Here is a 24,501-nt window from a genome sequence, read left to right as displayed (position 1 = left end):
TTTGATAACAAGGCACATGATCATAGACCCGCCGGGACACCTCGCGCAGCCGCTCCAGCTGCAATTCCCGCAGCAATTCAGGGTCGATATACTCTACAATATGCTTTATTCAGGACTCCTTTGCTGAAATTCGAAACGTGAACAGGCGCTCACTTGCGCTGTTCGCGTCCCAGTTGAAACGCTTTATTATTGATTTCGATTGTTTTCTTCGGCACCTGATTCTGAATGGCGCTGATCCATGCGGATTCATTAAATTGCAGCAATGTCGACAGCACGCCCAGCAGCACGACATTCACACTCTTGATATGTCCGGCGGTTCCGGCCAGGTCGCGTCCGTCCACCGGGTACAGCGCCGCACAGTGCGATTCCAGTTTTGTCAGCACATCATCCGGATACTCGGCTTTGCCGCTGGCCACAGGCATGGGATCGATCTGCTGCGTATTGACGATCACGACACCGTCAGGTTTCAGTGCATCAACCCAGCGCAGCGATTCCATCAATTCGAATGACAAAAGCACATCCGCCCTGCCGCGTTCAATGGTCGGCGAATCCACTTTTTCACCAAAACGCACGTGACTGGACACCGAACCGCCGCGCTGTGCCATGCCGTGCACTTCGCTCTGTTTGACATCCAGTCCCGCCGCCAATGCCGTGTTGGCCAGCACTTTACTGGCCAGAATAATTCCCTGACCGCCCACACCCACAATTAATATATTGATTGTCTCGCTCATATGATCTCCGGTTTATGTGATATTTTACGTTCTCATGTTTTTACAGCGGCTGTTGCAATCATTCACTGGACAGGATAACAGGATATTCGGGATTTACAGGATTCTTTAAATAATATTTTTTTATCTATTTAAACATCTTGTTTCAACGTCTATTCTGTTGATCCTGTTATCCTGTCTAAAAACCATCTCTACTTTACCCTCCGGATCGCATCAGACGGACAGATCTGCTGACACACACTGCATCCAAAACACATACTGTCGTCAATCACCACTTTGCCGTCATGAATGCTGATGGACGGGCATCCGATCTGCAAACAGCGTTTGCACTCGGTGCACAGTTCGGGATCGATCTGCATATGCCCCTCAAATTGCTGACGGTCCACCAGTACGCAGGGACGTTTGGCCACCACCACAGCCGGACCGTCAAACTCCATAGCCGACTGAATCGTTTCATGCGTCAGATCCTTGTCAATGGGATCGATGCTGCGCACAAATCCAGCGCCCATCACGCGCGCCACGGCTTCAAAATTAAACTCGGGCACGGTTTTTCCCTTTAGGGTTTTGCCGGTCCCCGGATTGTCCTGATGTCCGGTCATGGCGGTGATGCGGTTGTCCAGAATGATGAGGGTGATATTGGCCTGATTGTAGACCGCATTGGCCAGACTGGGAATACCGGAATGAATAAACGTGGAATCACCCAGCACGCTCACGGTTTTCTTTGCTTTGCGCTGCGGCAGAGACCGAACCAGTCCCTGAGCCAGGCCCACACTGGCGCCCATACACAGACAGGTGTCCATGGTGTTCAGGGGCGGCAGCGTGCTCAGCGTGTAACAGCCGATATCGCCGCTGACCACGGCGTTCATGGATTTCAACACACTGAACACGGCCCGGTGCGGACATCCGGCGCACATCACCGGCGGACGGCCGGGCAGCCCGGATTCAGGCTCGGTAGGCTGAGCACCCAGCAGGTTTTGCCGCAGCAGTTCCGGAGAATATTCGCCGGTACACGGCAATTTATTTTTGCCAATGACCTCAATTCCCTGCTTTTTCAGTTCATCCTCGATCACCGGTTCCAGCTCTTCAATGACATAGACGGTTTTGTGCTGTTTGGCAAATTCAGTCAATGTTGCAATGGGCAGGGGATGTGAAACCCCCAGCTTGAAAAAGGACGCCTGCGGAAAGACCTCGCGCGCATAGGTGTAACTCACACCGCTGGTGATCACACCCACCTGTGAATCACATTTTGTGACAACATTCAGCGGACTGGATTCGCTGTATTCCAGCAGCGCGTTTGTGCGTTCGCGCACCTGCACATGCCGGCCGCGCGCATGCGCCGGCACCATGACATACTTTTTCGCATCTTTGCGATAAGCTTTCTGTGCCGGGACCACACGATCTTTAAACTCCACCACGCCCTTGCCGTGACAAATTCGGGTGGACAGACGCAGAATCACCGGCGTATCAAACTGTTCGCTGATTTCAAACGCCTGCACGACCATATCCTTGGCTTCCTGACTGGAACCGGGCTCCAGCAGCGGGACCTGGGCGAATCGGGCGTAAATTCGCGTGTCCTGCTCGTTCTGGGAGCTGTGCATGCCCGGATCATCCGCAACCGCCAGTACAAATCCGGCATTGGTGCCGATATAGGAACTGGTCATCAGCGCGTCAGCCGCCACATTGACCCCCACGTGCTTCATTGCAGCCAGCGCGCGGCGTCCGCCAATGGCCGCGCCGTACGCCACTTCGAATGCCACTTTTTCGTTCACAGACCATTCAGCATATATTTCATCATAGGTGGCCACATTGGCCATTATTTCAGTGCTCGGTGTACCGGGATAAGCGGCCGCAATCTCGACTCCGGCTTCCCAGGCGCCGCGCGCCACCGCTTCATTTCCGGATAAAAGATGTTTCATGACTCCTCCAGTGATGCTCTGATACGATTAAGATTTGACGCGCACAACACCGTCAAATGCATTTTTTACAGTGTCTTCTGGCTATAACAGTTTTTCACCCCCCATCCAGCGCCTCCCGCAAGGTGCTCAGCAATTTATCAATTCTCAAGGGTTTCTGGATCAGAACAACATCATGTTCCACAATCCCCTGCCGGGAAATCACACCGATGGGATATCCGGAAATATATACAACCGGAAGGTGCGGATTCAATTGATGAATGACTTTGTAAAGTTCCTGACCGTTCATACCCGGCATGACCACGTCGGTTAAAAGCAGATTAATGCTGTCACAGTTTTCCTTGTACATACGGATACCCACCTCCGGTGATTCAGCAGATATAACTGTATAGCCGTATCGGGTCAACACATCGGTGATAAAAGTGCGAACCGCATATTCATCTTCTACCAACAGCAGCGTCTCTGAACCATGCGGGAGATTCATATCTTTATCATTTGCTTCTTTTTTCAGATGATCGTCAACAGCCAGCGGAAAATAAATATTAAAGGTCGTGCCCAGCCCCACCTCGCTGTAAACCGAAACATGTCCGTCGTTCTGCTTGACAATCCCGTAAATCGTGGACAATCCCAGTCCGGTGCCTTCTCCAAGCTGTTTGGTTGTAAAAAACGGATCAAAAATTCTTTTTTGTATTTTTTTCTCTATCCCGGCCCCTGTGTCACTCACGGACAACAAGGCGTAACGCCCTTTTGGCGAACCGGCTTCCTGTTTGTCAAACGTGATCAGTTCATCCGACACGGACACGTCAATCAACAGACTGCCGCCGTTCGGCATGGCATCGCGGGCATTAACCGTCAAGTTCATAAGAATCTGATTCAACTGCCCCGGATCGATCATTATCGGAACCGCAGCCGGGGCGGGCGTGACTTTGAGCTCGATACGTTCTTCGATCAATCGCTGCAGCATGTTTTGGGTATCCAGCACCAGCGCATTCAGATCAACAATGCGCGGTTTGGCAATCTGCTTGCGGCTGAACGCGAGCAGTTGATTGGTTAAATCCGCGGCTCTTTGACCCGCCTGACTGATTTCAAGGATCATATCCTTTTGCGGTTTTGACAGTTTTTCATCATCGAGGAGAAAATCAGAATATCCATTGATCACCGTCAATAAATTATTAAAATCATGCGCCACACCGGCGGCCAGTTGACCGATGGATTCCATTTTCTGCGATTGATTTAATTTCTCCTGCAGACGTTTGCGCTCCGAAATATCACGGATAATTCCCTGAGTGGCAATGCCGTCCCGATAATTGATATAGGAAATAGACACTTCAACATCCAGTTTGCGTCCTTCTTTGGTCAGAGCTGTGAACTGATAACTGGGCTCGGGTAAATCATCGTCGGCCACTCGTTTAAACCGCTGTTCCACGTCGTCCCGACTCTCCGGCGCCACCAGCTGCATGAAATCAAAACCAGGGGCTTTAACTTGTTCAAGTGTAATGTGAAACATGTCTTGGAATTTCGGGTTGATCCATTCAAAGCGTCGATTGAAAAGCAGGTAAATAGCATCATTGGACTGCTCGATCAGGTTGCGGAATTTTTCCTCACTTTCGCGCAGCGCATCTTCCATCATTTTGCGTTCCGTGATATCAACACACGTCCCGATCACCGCTGTTTTCCCCTTCCAGTCAATCACGCCGGCGGTAAAATCAACCCAGCGTACTTTATGCTCCTTGCAGACAATTTTAAATTCGTAACGGGGCGGAAGGCTTTTTCCCTGCTGTCGGGCCATCCCCCGCCTGTGAACCAGGTTTTGATCATCCGGATGCACGACATCCCAAAAGCGCATATTGAACAGCTCTTCCTGAGCATATCCGGTCATCAGTTCAGTTGAATGGTTCACATAGACAAAATTTTCTCCCTGAAAAATAAAAATTGCCGTTGCTGTGGTATCCGCCAGGCGTCTGAACCATTGTTCCCGCTCCCGCACAGCCTGCTCGGCCTTTAATCGTTCGGTCATATCCGTGAGAATGGCCATAAAATACTTTGAAATTCCGTTTGAATCTTTGAGAACACTGGCTGACAAGGATACCGGGATCGTTTTGCCGCCCGGTGTTAAAATATCATATTCGACATTCTGTACAGGCTGACCCTCAAGCGCCTTTTGCAGATTTTTCCATGCTCGTTCTCCATCCGCGTCCGAAATCAAATCCAGAACGTTCCTTCCCAGCATGTCACGTTTTTTCTCTACAGCATGCAAATCAAGGGTTTGTTGATTGCAGTCAATCACAACACCCTCTAAATCGGTGATCGTAATGCTGTTGGGAGATGAATCAAAAATATTGCGCAGTTTTTCCTCATCCTCGCGCAAATGCTGCTCAGCGCGCTTGCGCTCTGAAATATCACTGATAAACCCTTCCAAAGCCAAAAGTTTGTTTTTTTTGTAAACTCCTTTTCCGCGCTCCCACACCCATTTGACCTGGCCGTCGGCCGCTTGAATCCGATATTCCACAATAAAAGAAGCTTTGCGTTGTAATCCTCTCTGCACTTCCCGTTCCACCCGTTGCCGATCCTCCGGCAGGATAACAGAAGCATAGGCGCGTTTATCATTATTGATAAAGTCTTCCGGGGGATAGCCGGTCAAATCCCGCACCCCCTTGCTGACATATTCCATCGTCCAATCGGCATCATCAGCACAGCGGTAGGCAAAACCGTCCAGATTGTCGATGAGCAAATTAAGCCGCCGGTTGCTTTCCTGCAGTTCCTGCCGCATGTGGTGCAGTTCCGTAATATCATGAGCCATCCCCATAGAACGTATCATTTTCCCGGATTCCCGGTAATGCTCACATTTTTCATGCAGGGTCCGAACAGTTCCGTCATTTTGCCGGATAACCCGATGAATGATCTCGTATCCGTCTGTATTGTTTTTCACAGACTCGTAATAAGTGGATTCGACTCTTTGCCTGTCTTGCGGATGGACAAACTTTAGAAAATTTTCCAAGGTGCCGTCAAACTCGTGCGCTTCTATTCCCAAAATCCGATAAATTTCCCGTGACCAGACCAGCTTGTCCTGCTGCACATCATATTCCCAGCTGCCCAGATGTGCGATTTCCTCGGCCTTTTGCAGTCTTTCCTGGCTACGACGTAACGCCAATTGCGCATCAGTCCGCTCTTTCTCGGAGCGTTTTTGATCCAGTGCGCTCGAAACAGCAGGGCCCAAACGCTTAATATGTTCCTTGATGACGTAATCCGCAGCGCCCGCCTTCATGCATTCCACAGCGGTGTCTTCATTCATGGATCCGGTGAGCATAATAAACGGCGTGAACGGAGTATGTTTCAGAGTGAGTTCAAGCGCGCGCATGCCATCAAATTCCGGCATTCGATAGTCTGAAACAATAATTTGTGGCTGAAAGGTGTGGAGAGCATTCAGAAAATCAGATTCAGTTTCCACGACTTTGGAAAACGTTTTAAAATACTTTTTAATTTCCCGTATGGCCAGTTCCGCATCTGAAGACAGGTCCTCAACAATGAGTACAGAGAGTGATTTTTGCATATTTTTGCCTGCTTATTTAGAACACTCGTTAATAAGCAACCAGTAAAATCCGAGTTTATCCATTGCTTGGAAAAATTCTTCAAAATTCACAGGTTTGACCACATAGCTGTTGGCGCCCAGATCATAGGCGGCCTTGATATCCGGATCTTCCCGTGAAGAAGTGACAATAATCACCGGTATGCTTCGGGTCAAAGGAGTCGACTTTATTTCCTTGAGAACCTCCAGTCCGTTCAGCTTGGGTAGTTTGAGATCCAGAAAAATCACTTTGGGCAGTTGATGGGTCTGTTTTTCGGAAAATTTGCCGCGATTGAACACAAAATCAAGCGCCTCCTCACCGTCTTCAGCAACAAACAGTTCGTTCGCGAGCTTGTTTTTTTTCAAGGCCCGGATCATCAGTTCCGCATCATGGGGGTTGTCCTCCACGATTAAAATATTGACTGCTTCATGCTGTAGTTCCTGCATACCTCACCTCATCCTGTTCTTGAATGATTTTATCAACTCATCATTGATCGGCATCCGGCTCGCGGGCTGGCAATGAAAAATAAAAAGAAGCGCCCTCCCCGACCCGGCTTTCCCCCCAAACCTTTCCGTGATGGCGTTCTACAATTCGCTTGACCAGCGCCAATCCCACACCGGTCCCGGGAAATTGTTTTTCACTATGCAGCCTCTGAAAAACACCAAACAACTTGTCTTTGTATTTCATATCAAATCCCGCGCCATTATCCCGCACACAATAAACAACACTCGAGTTTTTCCGGGTACTGAACACATGAATGTTTGCCGGATCCTGCTGCCCGGTAAATTTGACCGCATTTGACAATAGGTTGTTCCATACATGGCGAATCATCGATGTATCCCCGACACTGTTTTCAAGGGGTTCAAGGTTCAGTTGAATGCGTCGTCGTGTTTCAGGGGTGGTGATCTCGTGATAAAGCGAATGTACCATATCTGTCATATTGATCTCGGTAAAGGTCATGGAACTCCGCCCCATGCGCGAAAACGCCAGTAAATCATCAATCAATTGCCCCATTTTTGTGGCATTTTTCTGAATCACCGAGCAGATGCGCTGACCTTCGGAATCCAGTTTTCCAGCGTATTCTTGCATCAGAATACCGGTAAACCCGTTAATTCCCCTCAGAGGCGCCCGCAAATCATGCGAAACCGAGTAGGCAAAGGATTCCAATTCCTTGTTTGCGTTTTCGATTTCCTTGGTCCGTTCCTGTACCAATTCTTCGAGGTGCTCGCGATATTCCCGCAGTCTGATTTTCATCACGAACCCGCTGCGTGATGTCGCGCACAAATTCAATCACACCGAAAATTTCTCCGGTTTGCACATCTTTTAACGGATAACTGTACAATTCAATCCATTCGACAGGAGAATCCGGCAGGCCTCTAACAATATTCATCTGCGTCACACCCTGCTCCAGTGCACGTTTTGTGGGGCAGGGCACACAGACTCTATCTGCATTATGATAACAACGAAAACATTTTTTCCCGACCAGCGGCATGTTGGACGCATACCATTTCTCCATAACCGGGTTTGTATACCGAATGGTGAAATCGGGATTCACCACGCTGATACCGTCCTGAATGCTGTTGAACACTCCCTGCAAAAAGTTGCGACTTTCCCGCATTTGCTGTTCAACCTGACGAAATGCGGATACATCCTGAATAATGCCATATACAAGGTTTTGCTGTTGATCATATTCTGCAACCGAATGGATATCTATTATCTTTCCATCGGTCAACCGCCAAAGTTTAAAATCAACCTGGTATTCCTTTTCACCATTGATCAAATCCTGCAGCGCTTTGTTCAGCATCGGGCGATACTCTTTTAACGGTATCTGCTGAACGCGCTCAATGGTTACCTGTTCATCCCAAATACCATAAATACGTCTGGCGCCTGCGGACGCTCTAACCAGTCGCGTATTCAAGTCAAACTCCCAGTTCCCGGACTTTGAGACAATTTCAGCTCGCATCAATCGTTGTTGACTGGTTTGCAAACTTTCGACCATTTGTTTTCGTTCAGTGATATCCTGTATGGTGGCTATTGAATAGAGCAATTCCCCAACATCATTTCGCACACAAGAAACCGTTAAAAAGACAGGTACTGTTTGTCCGCTTTTCGAAACAAAACGCTTCTCCATCTGATAACTGTTAATCTCACCTTGTATAATACGTTGAAACTCTTTAACATCTCTTTCACGATCTTTCGGATGTGTTATATCCAGCCAGGTCAGGGACTCGAGTTCAGAAAAGGAATAGCCGACTATATCACAATATCGCTCGTTCACCCGCATCCAGGTCATATCAGGATATGTAATCGAGATGCCGATATTGGCATAGTCAAATACGCTGTTGATGATTATTTCGCTTTGTTTTAGCCGGGACTCGGTCTGTTCCCGTAATAGCATGACAGATTTTATAATAGCCCCGAACACAAGAAAAGCGGCCACAATAAGGGTACGCACGTACAGCTCATGCGATGGCACGTCCCAAATCAAAAGATTCCAGAATGAATCTCTGTAAAAAATCAGCCAGTCCAAAAGTGTATCAATCACCCAGATGAACACGCCAAAGACAAGCGACACAAGAGCAAGCCGGCTGGAAAAGAATCGTTTAACGATAAATAAAGTGCGGGAATGTTTTGCCTTGTTTAGCATACTACATCCAGAATGTAATGTTGCCCACACGGTTCTTTGTTGGTTTCAGCAGACGCATAGCACCGTGCCCAATGGCGTTTTATCTATGGTCAAGCAAAAGGCGGCTCAACGTTTCACCGAATAGTCATACTACATGACATTTAAAACATACACCTCACAGCCCCTCTGACTTTTAACATAAGAAATCTTACTATCTTTGTAAAGCAAAACTTTACCAAATCCTTTGGTTCTGCTATTCTGCCATGCTCAGCAGCCCTGCACCAGATGTTCAATTAATATTTTCAGCCCGATACCGATCAAGATCAATCCACCCGCAACATCTACACGTTTGCCGACTAAATTCCCGGTGCGGTCACCAAGAAATACTCCGGCTCCGGACATCAAAAATGTGACAAGGCCGATAACCAATACAGGCGTGATAATCGAAATTTTCAGAACCGCAAATGTTAATCCGACGGCAAGTGCATCAATACTGGTGGCAACCGACATTATAAACAGGACATGCCAGTCAAGCGGATTGCTCTTTTTTTCATACGTTTGTCTTGCTTCCCATAACATTTTACCCCCCACAAAGGCCAGTAGAAGAAAGGCAACCCAGTGGTCGATTGATTCAATCAGTCCTCTGAATCCAAGTCCGAGCAACCACCCGGCAACCGGCATCACAGCCTGAAATAATCCAAAAGCAAGGGCCACCCGAACAACATGGCGTTTTTTCAATGCTTCAATAGAGACACCGCAGGTAATTGAAACCGCGAATGCATCCATGCCAAGCCCTACAGAGATAATTAAAAGTGATAACGTATCCAAATCGACTCTTTGTTTAGGATTTTTTTGTATTGATCTACATAAACAAAAGCAAACTAAGCGCCATAACCATCATACCCGCAACCAGACCATAAATAGACAAATGATGCTCTCCATATTTTTGCGCAGACGGCAAAAGCTCATCCAGGGATATAAACACCATAATTCCGGCGACAATTGCGAATAAAACTCCGAATAAAACCTCGTTGAAAAACTGAAAGAACAAAAAATAACCGATCAACGCGCCGATGGGTTCGGAAACACCGGATAAAAAGGAAAAAACAAACGCCTTTTTTTTACTTCCCGAGGCGTAATAAATCGGTACGGAAACCGAAATTCCTTCGGGAATATTGTGAATGGCTATGGCGATGGCTATGGAAATACCCAGAGACGGATCCGAGAGTGCAGCGGCAAACGTTGCAAGGCCTTCCGGAAAATTATGGATAGCAATGGCCAGGGCCGTAAACATCCCCATGCGCATAAGCTTGGGATCTTGGGTCGGGGTTTTCTCCATATCCTCAACGTCCTTGATCTCATGAGGGTTTTCAAATTTCGGCACCAGTTTATCAATAATTCCGATGATCAGTATACCGGAAAAAAAGGCAATGACGGTATACCAGGTGCCGGTCACATCACCGAACGCATTTATCATGGCATTTTTTGCTTTGCCGAATATTTCTACAAAAGATACATAAATCATAACACCGGCGGAAAAACCGAGGGCGATTGACAGAAATTTGGTATTGGTCTGTTTGGCAAAAAAGGCCATAGCACTGCCGATACCGGTCGCAAGTCCGGCAAACAGGGTCAGGCTAAACGCCACCAACGCCGCGTGATCAAACATAAGCAAAAATTCCTTAACAATTAATCTGTGGTTCAAATATAACAAACAAGCGTAAAAAAGCCGGCTTTAATCCGGGAAAATAAAAGGGGGTATGAATCCATAGCAAAAAAGGCTGTGTATTTGTATCATTTTTCTTTAATATCCACGGTAAACGTCAAAGATTCAAGCAGCGGCGACCAATCCGTCATCTCATAGTCAAAAGATTCGGCAAAATTGCGGCTCAGCTCATTTTCTGCTTCTTCTGCCTTGTTTTTGCCGTCACCCAAATCCAGACGTCCTCCGGCGATCATGTCATGCCCACCGACATTGCGGGTATCGGGCACAATCCGGGTCAACACTTTGTTTGCTTTTTTCTGATTGTTGGAAGTTCTCAACGACAGTACAAGTTGATTTTTAAATCTCCCGGTACATAATGTCCATGAAATATGTTCACGTCCCATAAAAAAATCAGCCATCTCGGCCACAATTTCAACATTGGAAATATTTCCCAAATGTACGCAAATCAAATTTCGGATATTCATGGCGCGATGCAGCGCTTTGGCTACCATCTCATAATAAGCTTGCGAACGTTTGGGATTGATAATACGCGCCAAACGCTTCATACTCGCTTTGACAAACACAAACAGGTACGCATCAATGTCGATCACACTGGCTTCCCGCCCCATATTCTGGGTCTCGGAACTGATGGCATAAGACAAACCGGTTGCCAGATTTGCAGGCATGTTGATTTCACATTCTTTTAACCATTCAATCAAAATGGTGGCGCTCACTCCAATTTTGGGTTCAATCACCAGCAAATCAGACTTTACGTGTTTCTGTTCTGGATGATGATCGACAACAATATGAGGTACAATATCCCCGTCCAGGCTGTTATTCCCCGCCCCCGGCTGCGTATCCACGGTAGCAAACCTGTCGTATTTATCATAATGGATCCGGTTGATCTGCTTCAACTGAACATCCAATTCCCGAAGAAGCGCTTTGTTTTCGGCGCGGGCAATGTCGCCGCCGTATGCAATACTCACAGGAATGGAATAGCGTTCGCGTATCAAATGATGCAGCGCAGCCGCTGTTGCCAGGGCATCGGGATCCGGATCATTATGAACGACAATCAGCATTTCCTGACTGTCTTTCATTATTCTATCCAGTTCTTTAATGTGCTGCTTTACGCTCTCACTAAAGCTTGATTTTGTCAGTTTCATATCGGTCTCTGGGGCTTTTCGGAATTGTCCACAAAAAAGGCGGAGAGCAAATCTCCCCGCCTTGGCTAACAAAACAGGTTAAAATAATCAGCCAACCTTGACTTGTTTGCTGCTTTCCCACACACCATGGATATTGCAAAATGACATGGCATGCAGGGTGCCGGATTTACGGGTTTTCATGGTTGAAACAGCCTGGTGATGCGTGTAGACAGGACCTTCATTCGCACCGGCCGGAGATTCACCATGAGCATTGAATTCAAACTGTCCGATTTCATAAGGATTGGGGTCACCTTCGGGGTGAAAAAACAATTTGACCCAGCGGATATGATGTTCAGTGGTGTTCGGATGAGCCACTTCCTTGCCCAGGCCCACCTTGACATCAAAAAACTCATCCGCCTTTACACTGTCCGGGCATTCAATAACAGGCACGTGCTTTTCCGACTTCCAGTCCGCACTATGAATATGCTCACTGAGTTTTGCCATAATAAATCCTCCTTTTTCTCAATGATTGAGTATTGATTGTCGCTGAAATCAGGACAATATTTCTTTCTTTTGCTCCTGATACTCTTTTTTGGTGATTTCACCCTTTTCATAGCGCTCCTCAAGGATTTCCAGCGCTTTTTCCTGCAAATTGCCTTCCGGGTGCTTTTGAATACGATAAAGCTTGATGATCACCAGTAAAAGCAATACCAGTAAAATCAGGGCCACCAACCAGGCCCAACCGGCGAAAAATTGCTGCACATTTAAAATTTCCATAAACCTATTCTGATTTGCGATCCTGTGACTTTATTATTAGAACGACATGCAAACAAACACTATTTCATAAAATTCAAATTTAGCAAAAAATGCGACAATGACAAGCTTAAACTTCAGGGCATGATACCCGCGCCCAACAGACTTTTCCGTTCAGAAAAAATGTGTTTCAATAGTGCAGAAAACCTTTTATATTAAATTAATGTGAATATCAAGAGGAGCTGTATGATCCGTCTATTCTTTGTCATTATTTGTCTTTTTAGTTCTATTACATCCTGTTCTCTATCCGAAAATTACAATGATCCGGAAACGCCATTATACTCGGGTGATTATCGCACAGACTCGGTTTTGATTCCGGATACCCTGAAATTGGTTTCGTTTAATATAAAGTATTCCCGGCGGCCCCGGGAAGCTCTGAATCTGCTGAATTCTTACTCCCAATTAAAGGATGCGCATGTGATCCTTTTGCAGGAGATGCAGAACAAGGACGTTGAAACGATTTCCCGCAATCTGAATTGTCAATATATCTATTATCCGGCCACGTTTCATATTGTCGCCGGACATGACTTTGGCAATGCCATACTCTCCAAATTTAAATTATCAGACCCGGAAAAAATTGTTCTTCCGCATCTCAATCCGGTCAATAAATCCATTCGAATTGCAGTCATGGGGAGCGCGCATGTCGGTTCCAAGCGCATACGTCTTGTTTCTCTGCATCTGGAAACACCGCTGATGCGTTCAAACAATAAACAGGATCAGGTCCAGGCCGTTCTTGATGAGATACAACACCAGAATCAGCCGATCATTATCGGCGGCGATTTTAATACGGCCTTTAAAAACAGCGCTCGAATGATCAATTCACTGATGACACGCAACGGCTATACGAATGTGACCCGGAATTCAGGTTACACAATGAGGGGTTCGCTGCTGCCGTTTTTTAAATTCAAGCTGGACCATATTTACAGCAAACATGTGTACATTCATGACAGCGGTAAAGTCATTGATTTCTCCGCCAGCGACCATCTGCCGTTGTGGTTCACTTTTTCTCTTTAAATCAAACTTTTCTCTTTGCAGGTTCAATTATTATCTGTATTAATGATATGCAGCAGACCGAAAAGGAATGAAACCCTTGTTCCCGTATGTTATAAATACGCTGATACTCGTCCGTCTTTCTCCGCGAAACCGGACACAGTTTCATTCGTAAACATTACATTCTTTTATCGTAGTTTATACAGGAGGATAGCATGAAAAGCACACTCTATATGTGGGGGATGGGAATTATGATCCTCACATTCAGCCTTATATCATCTGCTTCAGGCGGTTCCAACGCCCCGACAGCAGACCTGAGCGCAGCCTCTGTAACTGAACATCAATTGCTCCAGAGTATCCGGATGCAAGAGGATATGCATTCAGCACTGAAAACCGGACTTTTACAGCGCCAAAAGCAGCTCATGTTTGAACAAAAGGTTGTAAACAGCCTCACACCGCATGTCCTGATACCTGAATTTTTAAAATTCTACAAGCACAATGAATCTCTGATCAATGAAAAACCATTGCGCTTGTCCAAACGTCAGGCAGAGGAATCCGGCAGTATTTCGGGGACGGTTACAGTAGAAGGAGCGGTTCCGGAAAACAGCATTGACGTATTCGTATTTGACCGTCACGGTTTTTTTGTGGCTTCCGCCTCTGTATCACTGGACAACGGTTCTTATTTGATCGAATCCCTGCCCGCCGACTCGTTTTATGTCATGACCGACAGTGATGACTATGTGGATGAAATCTATAATAATGTTCAGGATCCACTGCACACAATGCACGCCTGGAAAACAGCAGAACAGGTGGTTGTGGCCGACAGCGCTGCGGTCAGCAATATCAATTTCGATCTGCAGACCGGCGCACATATTGTGGGTAGTATCTACGACACACGGGATTCACTGCTCACAGATGTAACGGCCGATTTTGAGATCTATGAGGCGGTCAGCGGCGAGCTTTTTTCTGCACATACCCTTGATATCGGCGCGGACGGCGCCTACCAACTGCCGATACCGGTCACCGGGCAATTCAAAGTCAAGGTCAGTGTTCCCGGTTACCTGGACACCTGGGCCGAATCCGCTTTGAGTCAAAGCCAGGCCGTAACCCTGACCCTTTCCTCACTAAAAGATGAAATCCAAACAGACATCCGCATGGCCGGTGAACAGGATGAAGATGAGGAGACCGGTTCAATTGCAGGAGGAGTTGCAAATGCATTTATCTCCATCGCTCTCGCGTTTGATGTTTCGGACACCTCCCTGGCGGGATTCGGCTTTGGTATTTTCAGCGGCTACAGCATCGAAGATTTATCTCCGGAAGATTATTATATTTATGTGAATGATTATCTGGCCGGGGGATTCGGAGGCATTAATTTTGCCGGTAAATTTTACGACGGCGGAGCCGGCAGTTTCTCTCTCAGTGGCGCGCAGCCGGTGACGGTTTTCGCAGACTCGACGCTGGAAGACATCAGCGTGACCCTGGAACCCGGCGGCGAAATTACCGGACAGGTATTGGACAGCAGCGGCGAACCCGTTGATTCCCTGCTGCTCATTGCCGTTCGAACTGATCTGATGCAGCAGGACAGCATCCCGTTCCCGGCTGATGTGGATATTGTTCCCGCCATCACGGCAATTGACGGCTCCTATCAAATCACCGGACTGGCCAGCGGCAAATATATCATCCGCACGGTGTCCGAATACATGTTGATCCTGGATTTACAGGCAATAATGGGCGGAAATCTCAGCCTGGATGCTTTTATAACAGACGGCAAGCACAAAGGTCAGGTCGTGGATGCCTGGTACGGCGATGTCTACAATCTGTTGTCGTTTGGCAAAGCCGAACGCGTCTCCGTCACCGCGCCTCTGACCGTTGAAAATATAGACATCCATCTGGAATCGCCGCATTATATCAGCGGTGATATCACGGACGCGATGAGTTCGGATTCGGTACATGGGGCATGGGTCATTGCCATGCGGCCGGATGCGCCGGTGCCGTTTTTCCGCTATGTAAGCCCGAAGAACGGCACAACATCGTATCGGCTCGGCCCGCTGCCGCCGGGACAAATCAAAGCCGCAGCCATTGTCAATCCCCTGCAGAATGAGGTTCATCTGTCCGAGTATTACGGCAATGTCCGTTCATTCGACCAGGCGCCTCTGATCGAGCTATCGGATTCCCTGACCACCGGAATTGATTTCGCTCTGGAACGCGGCGCCACGGTCCAGGGATTTGTCCATTTGCAGACAAATGGCAAAGGTACACCGGCCGGAGTCGATACTCTAAAAAACACTCAGGTGATTGCGTTTGAAAGCGAAACCGGTAAAGTGGCCACCTATAATCAGGCCCAGTTCAACAGCGGTTTCCGCCTGCGCCGCCTCGTCCCGGGAACCTATAAAATTCTGGCGCTGCCCACACAGAAACCATTTGCAGCAGCCTACCACGGCGGCGGCACACATTACAATCACGAGCAATCGCAAACCCTGACTGTGGCACAGGGAGAAATCCGTGACATTGTTCTCAACATACCTCACCAAACCGGCAGTATCAGCGGTGCGATCCACGATGCGCAGTCCGATGAACCGCTCAGCCATATCGGTGTGGCCGCCTATGATCCAAGCGGACATGTCAGCGCCATGACCGTAACCCGGGACGACGGGTCTTATGTTCTCGACGGACTGCATGCCGGCGAGTACCGCATCCGCACCTTGTCGTTGGCTGCGCTCCTAAAGATCGAGGAAATGGCGGAATCGTTGCTGTCCGAGATCAATCTGGATGATCCGATGGCTTTGCTCTCCGGCGGACTGCCGGATATCAGCGGGTTTTCTAATTTAATGCCGCATGAGGATATGTGGTATCCCGGAGTTCCCGCGGTTCAGGGTATTGTACTGGATGAATTCATCTTTCGTATTGCCGTCTATGGACTGCCGCACTGGACAGAAGCCGGAATCGCGCCGATTTATCTGCCCATTCCCTACTATGCGCCTGCGCCCGAAGATGCGGGTATAGTCAGTCTAACTGACGGCGAATCCCGAACCGATATCAACTTTAATCTGGCGGCCGGAATTCCTGTCACTGACGTGAATGAGAACAAAACAGTTCCACTGACGTTTGAAATGCATCAAAATGCGCCGAATCCCTTCAATCCGTCCACGCGCATCACCTATGTGACACCGCAAGCTGCACAGGTGACCCTGAACATCTATGATGTACTGGGTCGCCATATCCGGACATTGACCGACCAGCAGCAGCCGGCGGGTGAACATTCCATAGTCTGGAACGCGATGAATGAGCAAAACCAGACTGTACCTGCGGGATTGTATTTTGCCAGGATCAATATAGGAAACCATTACAAAAAGTCGATCAAAATGATGTTGATCAAGTAAAACAAAAAAAGGCTATGCAAGTTGCATAGCCTTTTTTTTAGGGTTGGTGAGCAAATCCAAATTTAAAAAAAGTAATAAGCAGCCAAAAGCAGCCTCAGATTCCCCACAAACTCTGCATCGTCAACGCTGCCATCAGAAGCCATAGTGCCGTAGCTTGCTGCGGTATACTCGAGTTCAGCCGCCAACCGTGTAGAACCGGAATTCCACATCACCCGCGGGGAGACCCGGTATATCATATCAATATCAGAGCCGCGGCCCCAAAACGAGAGCAGGTCTTCACTGGCGCCCAGATTTTTAGTCACACCGGCAAACAATCCCATGGCCATGCGGTTGCCCGTCGAAATATCCGTCCAGGCTGAAAACATATTGGTCGGAATATAGGTTTCCAATCCGGTTTCCTCATTCATAGACTCGACACCATAACCGCCGAGCATGAGATGATCGGTCATATTCTGACCATAGATGCCTTCCACTTTCCACACCAGATCATTCAGTTTAAACCTGGCATAAGCAAGTCCGGCCAGACTGGTCACCCGGTTTTCATTTTTAGTGCCATAGGGTGTGCTCAGTCTCGGGTTGAGCATTTTGAAATCCGCTCCAACTCCAAGCACCATACCGTCATCCTGCAACTGAACCTGAGCATGCAAATTGGGAACCGCCGCATTGCGCAAGTACATAGAACCCGTGCCCTGAGGGCCGCTGCTGGCAAAATCGCGTTGCTCCATGGCAGCAAGCATCAGCGCTGTCTTGCCAAAATGCCGGGTCAAACGAATTTGCGGATTGCGCGAAAACGGCTGAAACGGCGCGCCGGTGTTGAACGAGACCGTTCCCGGAAACACCGATGTCACAAACATAGGATGCCAGAATTGGCCGATTAACAGACTGGTATGTTCCCAGTCCAGGGTTAAAAACGCATGACGCAGCCGGAATCCGTTGACATCACTGTTGGTGGTGCCGAAAAATGCGGCTTCAATACGTCCTCCGGTTTTGGCGCCGAATGCATCCGGACCTGTGATATCGCCTTTCAGCCGGCTCTGAATCGCCAGCATGTTTAAATTCGGGGTGGCATTGATATCATCACCGTTCTGATCCTTGTTTTCCCCGGCCGGATATAACAGATAATGTCCTTCCCGGGCCGCAACGGTCTGCCGGGAATCCAACATGAGGTCGGTTTTTACAAAACCGGAAAAGTGAATCCCAAAATCCGAATCGCCGGCGTAAAGACTGCTTATGCAAATGAACAGGATGAATACGAGTCGTTTCATAATTCCCTCAACTGTTATGAATTGAAAAGGCGCACCATAAAGAGGCGCGCCCTTGGAAATACTTGTATTTTAAATAAAGATTATTTCCGGACCGATCCCAGCGGAAAAACGGTTGTCATACCAAAACCCGTCACGCCCCAAGGAGCCGGATTTGAGGGGGTATCCTTGATCTCGGTTACCTGGTCTGCCACAGTATACCTCCTCTATTAAACGTAAATGGTAAAGGCGCCGGACAGGTCCGGCGCCTCTTGATTTATACCTTAATTCTTTTTTCTGTCTTTGATCAGTTTTTCAACAACATCGGGATCGGCAAGCGTCGATATATCGCCGAGATTGTCCGTATTCTTTTCAGCAATCTTGCGCAGAATACGGCGCATAATCTTGCCGGAGCGCGTTTTCGGAAGCGAAGGCGCAAATTGAATCGCTTCCGGAGCCGCGATCGGACCGATTTCCGAGCGAACATGCTTGATCAGTTCTTTTTTCAACTCGTCCGTTGCTTCCGCATCACCAACCAGGGTCACATAGGCATACAAGGCCTGTCCCTTGATATCATGCGGAATCGGGGTCACTGCCGCTTCAGCCACCTTGGAATGACTGACCAGCGCGCTTTCCACTTCCGCGGTTCCGATACGGTGACCGGACACATTCACCACATCATCGATGCGACCGAGCAGCCAGAAATCGCCGTCCTTGTCAACACGGCATCCGTCTCCGGCAAAATAAATATCATTGTACATGGAGAAATACGTATCGATAAAGCGGTCATGATCGCCCCACGTGGTCCTCAACATACCGGGCCAGGGTTTGCGGATACACAGCTTGCCGCCTTCATCCGGATCGCATTCACTGCCATCGTCACGCAGCACAACGGCATCCACACCAAACATGGGCCGGCTGGCGCTTCCCGGTTTCAGTGTATGCGCGCCCGGCATCGGCGTGATCATAAAGCCGCCGGTCTCGGTCTGCCACCAGGTATCCACGATCGGGCACTTTTCGTGACCGATGTTTTTGTAATACCACATCCAGGCTTCGGGATTGATGGGCTCTCCCACGGTTCCCAGAATACGCAGCGTATCCAGTTTGTATTTTTTCGGCCATTCATCGCCCTGGCGCATCAACGCGCGGATAGCTGTGGGCGCGGTATAGAAAACGGTAACGCCGAATTTGTCACAAACCTGCCAGAATCGTCCCGCATCCGGATAGGTAGGAACACCTTCAAACATCAGCGAGGTGGCGCCGGCTGCCAGCGGACCGTACACAATATAGCTGTGGCCGGTGATCCAGCCGATATCCGCGGTACACCAGTAAACATCATCGTCATGAATATTGAAAATAAGTTTAAATGACAACATGGTGTGCAGCAGGTACCCGCCCGTGGTATGAACCACACCTTTGGGTTTACCTGTAGACCCGGAAGTGTACAGGATGAATAACGGGTCTTCCGCATTCATTTCTTCGGCAGGACAGTCATCATCCGCTTTTTCCATTTCCTCGTGATACCAGACATCACGACCGCTTTCCATCTCACATTCATCGCTGTCCGCAACTTTGACCACGACAACACTTTCAACCGTCGAGGTGTTCTCCAGCGCATCATCCACAATATCTTTTAACTTTATAAATTTTTTACCGCGGCGGGAAATATCCGCTGTGATGATCATTTTACAGTCTGAATCGTTCACACGACCCGCAATCGCATCCGAACTGAATCCTCCGAAAATAATCGAATGAATGGCGCCGATCCGGGTACAGGCAAGCATGGTCACGGTCAGTTCCGGAATCATAGGCATATAAATCGCAACACGGTCGCCCTTTTTGATGCCTTTTGATTTCAGGACATTGGCAAACTTGCTGACCTGTTTGTGCAGCTCTTTGTAGGTGATATTTTGCGCGTCGGAATCTTCGTTACCCTGCCAGATGATGGCGGTTTTATTTTCGGTGGGTGTGCCCAGATGCCGGTCCAGGCAGTTGTATGATACGTTTAGCGTTCCATCTTCAAACCAGGTGTGTTCGATCTTTCTGGCCTCGGTATCCCATTCATAATCCAGAGCTTTGGTCGGTTCCTTGAACCAGTCAAGTTGTTTTGCCTGTTCAAGCCAGAATTTATCGGCTTCATCTCCGACCGAACGCTCCCACATTTCCTGATATTGCTCCACACTGCTGATATGTGCATTTTCCTGAATATGCTTGGGAGGCGGAAATGTACGGGATTCGTGCATCAGAGACTGCATTCCGCCTTTTTGTTTCTTGTCACTCATAGTCCACTCCTTGTTAGATTGGTATTACGATTCGATTATTTATAAATTGATGCAAACGGCATCAATATATCCAGTATTACAATCGTTGTTTACCGCTTTGGAGTTTTTTGAGTTTCTGCAAGCATCGCGGAAACCTGATGCCGGTCGGAAACCGTCCGGCATCATCAAACGTCATGCATGACAGCCGGGACTGTGGTTATCGATTAAAATCCTCGTCTTTGAAGAAAAAGTCAACCTCCACTTTGGCGGTTTCGGGCGCATCTGACCCGTGCGTTGCGTTGTGGGTCAAATCCGTACCAAACCGGTTACGGATTGTCCCTTCTTCGGCTTTTGCAGGGTTGGTCGCTCCCATCATATTCCGCCATTTTTCGATTGCCTTTTCTCCTTCCAGCGCCATCGCGAAAATCGGCCCGGATGTCATATATGAAATCAGTTCCTCAAAAAACGGTTTTTCTTTATGTACAGCATAAAATGATCTCGCCTGTTCTGAAGACAAGGTCAATGTTCTTATTCCAATAATATCAAGATCACTCTCTTCTATAACAGTGATAATCTTTCCACAATTTCTGGCAGCATAAGCATCCGGTTTAATCAGGGCTAATGTTCGTTCTTTCATGTTTCCAATCCATTGAATTTTTGGTTTCGGTTCGAAAATGAGCTATAGTCATAATATTAACAATTTTTTTAATAGATATCAAGTAAAAACGATCATAAACGGCCGAGTTTTACATTTAATTCACATAATCCACGGCATGATCAGAAATTGCTCGTGTCATATAAAAATCCTCACCCGGTTCGATCACCTCATCGTCGAGGGTCAGATACTGGACCTGATCCTCACTCCAGAATTTTTCCATATTGAAACAATCACAGGCGCCGTTGATAAAAGCAAAGGAATGATCAAATTCGTGATTTCCATGACATTTAATTTGCGGCGTTGCCCGAGATTATCGTACGCGATTTTGCGTGCTGTTCAAAACATTCAGCGCATGATCGGCCAGCCCGCACCACATATTTGTTTTCCCGATCGTCGCAGCGCGTGTTCAAGAAACGGCACAGCCGGCCGCGCATCCGCGCCCATCTGTCGAGTGCATGCGCCGCAGCCAGCACGCACCCACTCTCCCGCTCGCTCTGCAACTCCTGTATCAGCAGCGGCAGTGCAGAGTCCGTATCCCCGGCATGATACAGCGCCCGGGCCGCGGCCACCGGCGCCCGGTCTTTGAGCGCGGCACGCAACTCGCCGTTTGTCATAGTCTCCGATTTTTTGCAGATTTCCCAGCCCGATGGCGGCCCAGTAACGCACACTCGCCTCTTTATCTTTGAGCGCATTTAACAGAAAAAAGCGATCTCCCGCATCCGGTCGCCCGGCCACCGACGCCGTGCTCCAGATTCTTTCGAACAATTCCGATCCGGCGGGACCGCGAAAATAGGCGTAGCGGTTGCCGTATTCGCGATCAATATTAAACAGTTCGGGTTCAGGGATGAACGCCAGATCGCGGATATCCCGCATCCATTGCATCAATTGCTGCCACAAGCGGTATTTGATGTCCGAATACGCCGGATCATCCACCAGATTATGAATCTCGTGCGGATCAGTCTCCAGATCGTAAAGTTCTTCCAGCGCGTTGACATCAGCGAAAAACTGAGCCGGCACCTTGACGGTTCATGATAGCCGTTCAATCTGCGCAAGCCTCGGACATGACCGGACCGTTTTCACAGGAGCGCATGTATTGATGGTACGGTTTATAAGGCTCGTAATTGCGGATATAGCGATACCGTTTGTCGCGCACCATCCGGATAATATCATAACGTTCATCCATGCGGTCTCTGGCGCCAAAAACAGCACTGCGTTGCGCGGTAAGATCAGGACCGAGAAACGGGCGTCCCTGCATATACTCAGGCGCCGGCAGACCCGCCAGATTCAGAACCGTCGGTGCAAAATCCACACTGCTCACCAGCTGGTCATCTACGCTTCCGGACTGCCCTGAGCGCCGGCACCATATTGTTCAGGAATATGCACGATGAGCGGAATATGCGTCCCGGAATCGTACAGCCAGCGTTTGGCGCGCGGCATGCCCACGCCGTGATCCGACCAGAAAAATACAATCGTATCATCATAAAGTCCGGCATCCTCCAGTTCCTGCAGCCGCTCAGCAATCCAGTAATCCAGGCCGGTGATCAGTTCATAGTATTTAGCCCATTGCCGGCGCTGAAGACGGGTATCCGCATAATACGGCGGAAATGAGTCAAGCTGAAAGCCGTCGCCCTGGCGCTGCTCTGGCGTTAAACGGGCCGTCACCTCCTGATGCCTGCCGGGTTCAAACCGGGTAGAACCTTCATGAGTATAGGTATAATTAAACACCGCAAAAAAGGGCATATTTGCATCCGGCCGATTCTTCCAGTGCGCCTCATGACTGCACTCGTCCCAGGCGCTGTCCGGGGGATCAAAATTATAATCCGTTTTGTAATAATTGGTGCAGTAATATCCTGCATCGCGTAAATATTCAGAGAAACACCTGACCTCATTCGGGACCGGCGGTTCGTGGGAGACCTCCACCCCTTCGCCACCGGAGCGCATATGATGCGTGCCCAGACTATTCGCGTGCACTCCGGTGATGATGGTTGACCGATTCGGCGCACACACACCGGACACGGTAAACGCGTTAGAATAACGGATACCGTTTGCAGCCATTTGATCGAGAGTGGGGGTGTGAGCATGGGGATAACCGTAACAGCCCAGATGCGGACTGATATCCTCGGTGGACAGCCAGAGAATATTCGGTTTTTTAGTTCCGGCCTTGAGAGGCAGAGCTGACAGCACAGTCAGGGCGCCCAGAGATTTTAAAAAAGAACGACGGTTGTTCATAAGGATCTCCCTTTTTCGCATACAGCGCTCATTTGGTCTGATGTCAGATTTAATTCCTGTTCCAATACAATCCATGCAAGCACCGATTTATAGCTGTGCTCATTCATGACCTAATAACTGGTTCCATCAATCCAGCGGATAATCGATCCTGAATTCACAGGATTGCTGTTCTGTTTCCCGGTTATTCTTGATGCAGGTCCCGGTACGCAGCTTCCATGAGCAGAAAAAAGGCATTGCCTTCCGGCGCCACATACGCCCGGTCAAAATACGGCACGCCGCAGACATCCTGCACATAACCGTAGCGGTCAACTTTGTCATGCGCCGCATTGCGCATAGGCGTGGCGGTATCGAGATAATCGCGCTCCATCCAGCCGGCCTCCACGGCGCGGTAAATGCTGTAGGCGATCATCTGTGACAGATTGACTTCCACAAATGACGATGGATCATCCACAATATCATGAAACAACCCGTCATCACGCAGGTGCGCCAGACAGCCGTCCACCACGAGTTTCAGTTTCTGCTTGAGCTGTTCCTTTTCTTCCTGCATGGATTCCGGTAGATGCCGGATCACGCGCACGAGTCCGGCTGCCGCCCAGCCGTTACCGACGCCCCAGTAGGCCTTGCGCTTGAACGTCTTGTTCTCATCGTCCCAGATATGAGACAGCAGTTTATCATTTGGATTCCACAACAGTTGCCAGGTGCCGTTGATCTGTTTGACCGCTTGCTCATATTCACCGGCGGCCGCCAGAAACGGCGGCGTCATGTAAAACGCATCTGACCAGACCTCACGCCGCGGCGCCATGGGATGATACAATACACCCGTTTCACTGCGGTGCTCTGTTTCCAGAACAATCTTGAGCATCTTGTCCGCCGCCTCCTTGAACAACGGATCATCCGTGAGTTCGTATGCGGCCAGCACCGGCTCACCGTTGCTGGCCGCGTCGTTGACCGGCATATAGTCGTTAATCGTTGCCAGATACCCGTCACGCTGCCGCATCACCGCGCCGCGCGCCAGGGAAATCAAACGCTCGTCATCCCCGAGTTCCAGCATGGCCTGTCCTGCCACACCCTGCTCCCAGTTCATGCGCTGCATGCCCATGAGAGCAACCGACACACGCCGAATCAAATCGGTGTTTTTTGCGTCATGGGATTCAGGCGCTGCGCAGGTGAGTGAACCCGACGCCAACACCGCACAGCCGCCGCCCAAAGATTTGATAAATGTAGCTCGAGAACACGGTTTCATAATCAC

The 24,501-nt window shown here is 48.8% G+C and carries 21 protein-coding genes; 2 read left to right on the top strand and 19 right to left on the bottom strand.

The features are described from left to right. Positions 1 to 149: 149 nt before the first annotated feature. From U5R06_01165 to U5R06_01115, 11 genes are all read right to left on the bottom strand, one after another. A complete protein-coding gene (locus U5R06_01165; GenBank protein ID MDZ7721451.1) occupies positions 150 to 731 on the bottom strand; it encodes an indolepyruvate oxidoreductase subunit beta in 582 nt (193 codons plus the stop codon). A 188-nt stretch (positions 732 to 919) separates the two neighbouring features. Beyond that, entirely contained in the window at positions 920 to 2,644 is a 1,725-nt protein-coding gene (iorA, locus tag U5R06_01160; protein MDZ7721450.1) for an indolepyruvate ferredoxin oxidoreductase subunit alpha, read from the bottom strand. A 94-nt stretch (positions 2,645 to 2,738) separates the two neighbouring features. Then, positions 2,739 to 6,191, bottom strand: coding sequence for a PAS domain S-box protein (locus U5R06_01155; protein ID MDZ7721449.1), 3,453 nt, complete (start codon positions 6,189 to 6,191; stop codon positions 2,739 to 2,741). Positions 6,192 to 6,203: 12 nt separating this feature from the next. Then, entirely contained in the window at positions 6,204 to 6,653 is a 450-nt protein-coding gene (locus tag U5R06_01150; GenBank protein MDZ7721448.1) for a response regulator, read from the bottom strand. A 40-nt stretch (positions 6,654 to 6,693) separates the two neighbouring features. Then, positions 6,694 to 7,461, bottom strand: a complete 768-nt coding sequence (locus tag U5R06_01145) for an ATP-binding protein (protein MDZ7721447.1) — start codon at positions 7,459 to 7,461, stop codon at positions 6,694 to 6,696. After that, positions 7,343 to 8,854, bottom strand: a complete 1,512-nt coding sequence (locus U5R06_01140; GenBank protein ID MDZ7721446.1) for a PAS domain S-box protein — start codon at positions 8,852 to 8,854, stop codon at positions 7,343 to 7,345. Before U5R06_01140 ends, U5R06_01145 begins: the two co-directional genes overlap by 119 nt. A 246-nt stretch (positions 8,855 to 9,100) precedes the next feature. Then, positions 9,101 to 9,661 carry a manganese efflux pump MntP family protein gene (locus U5R06_01135; GenBank protein ID MDZ7721445.1) on the bottom strand — a complete coding sequence of 187 codons (561 nt, stop codon included), beginning with the start codon at positions 9,659 to 9,661 and terminating at the stop codon, positions 9,101 to 9,103. Positions 9,662 to 9,695: 34 nt separating this feature from the next. Continuing rightward, positions 9,696 to 10,502, bottom strand: coding sequence for a zinc transporter ZupT (gene zupT, locus U5R06_01130; protein ID MDZ7721444.1), 807 nt, complete (start codon positions 10,500 to 10,502; stop codon positions 9,696 to 9,698). A gap of 125 nt (positions 10,503 to 10,627) precedes the next feature. Next, the gene (locus tag U5R06_01125; protein MDZ7721443.1) at positions 10,628 to 11,701 is read right to left on the bottom strand and encodes a DHH family phosphoesterase; all 1,074 of its coding nucleotides are present in this window, start codon (positions 11,699 to 11,701) and stop codon (positions 10,628 to 10,630) included. Positions 11,702 to 11,788: 87 nt separating this feature from the next. Further along, a complete protein-coding gene (locus U5R06_01120) occupies positions 11,789 to 12,184 on the bottom strand; it encodes a class II SORL domain-containing protein (protein ID MDZ7721442.1) in 396 nt (131 codons plus the stop codon). A gap of 48 nt (positions 12,185 to 12,232) precedes the next feature. Next, the gene (locus U5R06_01115) at positions 12,233 to 12,457 is read right to left on the bottom strand and encodes an SHOCT domain-containing protein (protein ID MDZ7721441.1); all 225 of its coding nucleotides are present in this window, start codon (positions 12,455 to 12,457) and stop codon (positions 12,233 to 12,235) included. Positions 12,458 to 12,679: 222 nt separating this feature from the next. Between U5R06_01115 and U5R06_01110 the strand changes: the two genes are divergently transcribed. Both U5R06_01110 and U5R06_01105 read left to right on the top strand, forming a co-directional pair. After that, positions 12,680 to 13,507, top strand: a complete 828-nt coding sequence (locus U5R06_01110) for an endonuclease/exonuclease/phosphatase family protein (GenBank protein ID MDZ7721440.1) — start codon at positions 12,680 to 12,682, stop codon at positions 13,505 to 13,507. A 191-nt stretch (positions 13,508 to 13,698) separates the two neighbouring features. Continuing rightward, positions 13,699 to 16,863 (top strand): FlgD immunoglobulin-like domain containing protein, encoded by a 3,165-nt coding sequence (locus U5R06_01105; protein ID MDZ7721439.1) that lies wholly within the window; start codon positions 13,699 to 13,701, stop codon positions 16,861 to 16,863. Between the two features lie 62 nt (positions 16,864 to 16,925). Here U5R06_01105 and U5R06_01100 read toward each other — a convergent pair whose 3' ends face one another. The 8 genes from U5R06_01100 to U5R06_01065 all read right to left on the bottom strand — a co-directional run bounded on the left by U5R06_01100 (position 16,926) and on the right by U5R06_01065 (position 24,495). Beyond that, a complete protein-coding gene (locus U5R06_01100; protein MDZ7721438.1) occupies positions 16,926 to 18,128 on the bottom strand; it encodes a DcaP family trimeric outer membrane transporter in 1,203 nt (400 codons plus the stop codon). A 260-nt stretch (positions 18,129 to 18,388) separates the two neighbouring features. Next, positions 18,389 to 20,386 carry an acetate--CoA ligase gene (acs, locus tag U5R06_01095; GenBank protein MDZ7721437.1) on the bottom strand — a complete coding sequence of 666 codons (1,998 nt, stop codon included), beginning with the start codon at positions 20,384 to 20,386 and terminating at the stop codon, positions 18,389 to 18,391. A gap of 196 nt (positions 20,387 to 20,582) precedes the next feature. Next, positions 20,583 to 21,002: a nucleoside-diphosphate kinase gene (ndk, locus tag U5R06_01090; protein ID MDZ7721436.1), complete on the bottom strand. Its 420-nt coding sequence runs from the start codon at positions 21,000 to 21,002 to the stop codon at positions 20,583 to 20,585. Between the two features lie 115 nt (positions 21,003 to 21,117). Then, the gene (locus U5R06_01085) at positions 21,118 to 21,243 is read right to left on the bottom strand and encodes a hypothetical protein (protein ID MDZ7721435.1); all 126 of its coding nucleotides are present in this window, start codon (positions 21,241 to 21,243) and stop codon (positions 21,118 to 21,120) included. Between the two features lie 125 nt (positions 21,244 to 21,368). Further along, positions 21,369 to 22,040, bottom strand: coding sequence for a DUF4976 domain-containing protein (locus tag U5R06_01080; protein ID MDZ7721434.1), 672 nt, complete (start codon positions 22,038 to 22,040; stop codon positions 21,369 to 21,371). Positions 22,041 to 22,062: 22 nt separating this feature from the next. Further along, complete coding sequence (locus U5R06_01075) at positions 22,063 to 22,332, bottom strand: hypothetical protein (GenBank protein ID MDZ7721433.1); 270 nt, start codon at positions 22,330 to 22,332, stop codon at positions 22,063 to 22,065. Between the two features lie 20 nt (positions 22,333 to 22,352). Continuing rightward, positions 22,353 to 23,252: a sulfatase-like hydrolase/transferase gene (locus U5R06_01070; GenBank protein MDZ7721432.1), complete on the bottom strand. Its 900-nt coding sequence runs from the start codon at positions 23,250 to 23,252 to the stop codon at positions 22,353 to 22,355. Between the two features lie 181 nt (positions 23,253 to 23,433). Then, positions 23,434 to 24,495 (bottom strand): glycoside hydrolase family 88 protein, encoded by a 1,062-nt coding sequence (locus tag U5R06_01065; GenBank protein ID MDZ7721431.1) that lies wholly within the window; start codon positions 24,493 to 24,495, stop codon positions 23,434 to 23,436. Between the last annotated feature and the right edge of the window lie 6 nt (positions 24,496 to 24,501).

Source organism: candidate division KSB1 bacterium (assembly GCA_034521575.1).
Classification (GTDB): Bacteria; Zhuqueibacterota; Zhuqueibacteria; order Residuimicrobiales; family Krinioviventaceae; genus JAXHMJ01.
Note: the sequence above shows the minus strand (reverse complement) of the source record. Positions and strands in the feature narration are given on the sequence as shown.